The organism is Bifidobacterium sp. UBA4282 (genome assembly GCF_002394995.1).
GTDB classification, from domain to species: Bacteria; Actinomycetota; Actinomycetes; order Actinomycetales; family Bifidobacteriaceae; genus Bifidobacterium; species Bifidobacterium pullorum_B.
Genome location: NZ_DGVO01000009.1, coordinates 8,461 through 8,759 on the forward strand (window position 1 = coordinate 8,461; position 299 = coordinate 8,759).

General features: G+C 65.2%; 1 protein-coding gene. It reads right to left on the bottom strand.

The window, feature by feature from the left end; genetic code table 11:
- On the bottom strand, positions 1-299 hold a 299-nt coding region (locus tag B4C31_RS01055), incomplete at both ends, for a hypothetical protein (protein ID WP_291530981.1).

Sequence of the window (299 nt, forward strand, 5' to 3'; positions counted from 1 at the left end):
GCCTGGATGCCCAGACGGTGCAGCGTAGGCGCACGGTTGAGCAGCACCGGGTGCTCGGCGATGACCTCTTCGAGCACGCCCCACACCTCGGAGTCGCCGCGGTCCACCAGACGCTTGGCGCTCTTCATGTTCTGCGCGTAGTTCAGGTCCACCAGACGCTTGATGACGAACGGCTTGAACAGCTCCAGGGCCATCGGCTTGGGCAGACCGCACTGGTGCATGCGCAGCTCCGGGCCGACCACGATCACGGAACGGCCGGAGTAGTCCACGCGCTTACCCAGCAGGTTCTGACGGAAACG